This is a genomic window from Kitasatospora sp. NPDC001225, from assembly GCF_053597855.1.
Genome location: NZ_JBSFJC010000354.1, coordinates 1 through 2,510 on the forward strand (window position 1 = coordinate 1; position 2,510 = coordinate 2,510).

2 protein-coding genes and 2 pseudogenes are annotated in these 2,510 nt (G+C 73.2%); 2 read left to right on the plus strand and 2 right to left on the minus strand.

All coding sequences use genetic code 11. The annotated features are described in order from the left end of the window. Both ACWDCZ_RS40330 and ACWDCZ_RS40335 read right to left on the minus strand, forming a co-directional pair. A partial coding sequence (locus ACWDCZ_RS40330; RefSeq protein ID WP_449818588.1) for a catalase occupies positions 1–448 on the minus strand: 448 nt, incomplete at its 3' end. A 278-nt stretch (positions 449–726) separates the two neighbouring features. After that, positions 727–1,203 (minus strand): annotated as a pseudogene (locus tag ACWDCZ_RS40335) (glycoside hydrolase family 15 protein); the annotation flags it as partial. Between the two features lie 375 nt (positions 1,204–1,578). Here ACWDCZ_RS40335 and ACWDCZ_RS40340 point away from each other — a divergent pair. Both ACWDCZ_RS40340 and ACWDCZ_RS40345 read left to right on the plus strand, forming a co-directional pair. After that, positions 1,579–2,073 (plus strand): SRPBCC family protein, encoded by a 495-nt coding sequence (locus ACWDCZ_RS40340; protein WP_375877468.1) that lies wholly within the window; start codon positions 1,579–1,581, stop codon positions 2,071–2,073. Beyond that, a pseudogene (locus ACWDCZ_RS40345) lies at positions 2,055–2,510 on the plus strand (phytoene desaturase family protein); the annotation flags it as partial. The gene ACWDCZ_RS40340 and the pseudogene ACWDCZ_RS40345, both read left to right, overlap by 19 nt.

Genomic DNA, 2,510 nt, shown 5'->3' on the forward strand with positions numbered 1-2,510 from the left:
GCACCGTGTCGGCGGAGCCGCGCGGCCCCTGGACGGTCGAGAAGCGGACGAACACCGGGGTCCGGCGGCCGGCCTCCTGGAGGAAGTCGGCGCAGGTGAACTCGGCCAGCGACTCGTACGGTTCGAAGAAACCGTACGCGCCGGCACCGCGGGCGTGCACCACCCGCTCGGGAATGCGCTCGTGGTCGAAGCGGGTGAGCTTCTCCCGCAGGTGGAAGTCCTCCAACAGCGTCGGGCCACGCTCGCCCACGGTCAGGGAGTTGTCGGTGTCGTCGACCCGGATCCCCTGATCGGTGGTGAGCGCACCGTCCGGCTCCGGGGCCCGGAAGGCGTCCAGCGCGATGTCCTTGGCATCGCGCTCGCCCCCCGAGGGAGGGCCTGGATGGGGAGCCTCCGTGACCGGGGGCGGCTGGGGGCGTCCTCCAGGCGGTCCGGGATTGGTGGTCATCTCAAAGCCCTCCGTCCTGGGGTCGGTGCGAGGCGGCTCACGGCCGCCCGCGCTGTGGGGCGCGGCTGCCCGCCGGACAACGGCTCAAACCTTCGCGCCCGGCTTGGAGCCTGGAGGCGCCGGGGCAGTCCTGCAGCCCGAAGCCGTACGCAGGCGAACACCGCCGCCATGCGCGCTCGCACAACCGCGGGGGCAGTAGGCCAGGCAGGGCCGAGCGGGCGAGACCCCGCAGCGGTCGCTGCTGCTCCGACACGCGGGTGCGGCGGATCACAACGGGCTCAGTGACCGGGTGCGAGCGTCGCGGCGGCTTCGAGCATCAACCCGTGGACGAACGCTTGGGGCAGGTTGCCGCGCAGCTGGCGCTGGGCGACGTCGAACTCCTCCGCATAGAGGCCGGGCGGACCGCAGGCGGCACGGTTGCGTTCGAACCAGCGCACGGCTTCGACGTCGTTGTGCTGCTGGTGTTCCGCCAGGGCCATGACGAATCCGCACAGCAGGAAGGCGCCCTCGGCGTCCTGAAGGGGTCTCCGGTCGTGGCGGAACCGGTAGACGTGGTGGTCCTGCGCGAGATCGGCGCGCACCGCTCGCAGGGTGGCGACGGCGCGCGGGTCTTCGGCAGGCAGGGCGCCGCGGATGGCGGGCAGCAGCAGGGCCGCGTCCACGCCCGTCCGGCCTGGGGAGCGCTGCCACCGGCCGGTGGGGTGCAGGCAGTCGGCGGAGGTCTCCGCGAGGATCGCATCCGCCAGCGCCTCCCAGCCGGCGGCACGTAGTCGGAAACCTTCATCACCGAACTCCTCCACAGCGCGGGCGTGGCTCCTGGTGGGCGAACGAGGCCCGGAGAGCGGCTAACCGCTCGCGCCGCGATGAAACCGCCGTGGGTGATACCGCCCGGTGTCCGTGCGGAATCACCTGCCGGCCCGCAGGCCGTGGGCGGGCATGCCGGGCTCGGCACAGACGCTGCCCTGGACGGGGCCCGGCGGCGACCAGTCGGGGTTCCGGTGGGACGGGTGGCCCTGCCCCACGGCGGAGAACGGGCCGCTGCGAGTGTCGCGTTCAGGGGAACTAACCGGGTATGCGCCTTTTGAGGTACGGGTGATTCGTCAGGGACCGGACACAAGGAGGCACAGCCGATGGCTGTGAGACACGTCCTGATAGAGCGGGCTCCGCAGGCGGTGTGGAGCGTGTTGGGCGACCCGGCCGCGTACGGCCGGTGGGTGCCCGGCACGGGGCGGACCCGCCCGGGTGAGGGCCGGTGGCCCGCAGTCGGGTCGAGCTTGCGCTACACCGTCAGCGCCGGCCCGTTCCGCTTCGAAGGCCACATCGTCGTACGTGTGTCCGACAGTGGGCACCGGCTGGAACTGGAGGCCTTCGCCGGGCGGCTCGGCACCGTCCGGATCGCCATCGAGCTGATCGCGTGGGGCGACGCCACACTGGTGATCGTCGACGAGCACCCGCTGCGGGGCCTGGGCGGGAGCCTCCACACGGCGCCCGCTGACCTGGTGCTGGATCTGCGCCACCGCCGACTGCTCGCCCGCCTCGCCCGCACGGTCGAGCAGGCGCCCCGGGCGGCCGGCCTGGAAGCGTCCGCGTCGGGGGGAGGTCCGTCATGGCCGACGCCGTCGTGATCGGGGCCGGGCCGAACGGCCTGGTCGCCGCGAACGTGCTGGCCGACGCCGGCTGGGAGGTGGAGGTGCTGGAGGCCCAGGACCAGGCCGGCGGCGCTGTCCGCAGCGACCGCGGCGTCCACCCCGACTACGTCAGCGACCTGTTCAGCTCGTTCTACCCGCTGGCCGCCGCCTCGCGGTGATCGCGGCCCTGCGCCTCGAAGAGCACGGCCTCGCCTGGAGCCACGCGCCGATCGTGCTCGCCCATCCCCTGCCCGACGGTCACTGCGCACTGCTGCGGCGCGGACCGGAGGCGAACATCGACGACATCGGGCGGAGCTTCGGCCGGCCGGACGCGCTCGCCTGGCGACGGCTGTCACAGCTCTGGCAGGACCTGGACCCGTACCTGGTAGGGGCGATGTTCGCGCCGTTCCCGCCGGTACGCGCCTGCCTGGCGC

Coding starts and splice junctions, on each gene's coding strand:
- ACWDCZ_RS40340 (WP_375877468.1), top strand. CDS start 1,579: ATGGCTGTGAGACACGTCCTGATAGAGCGGGCTCCGCAGGCGGTGTGG.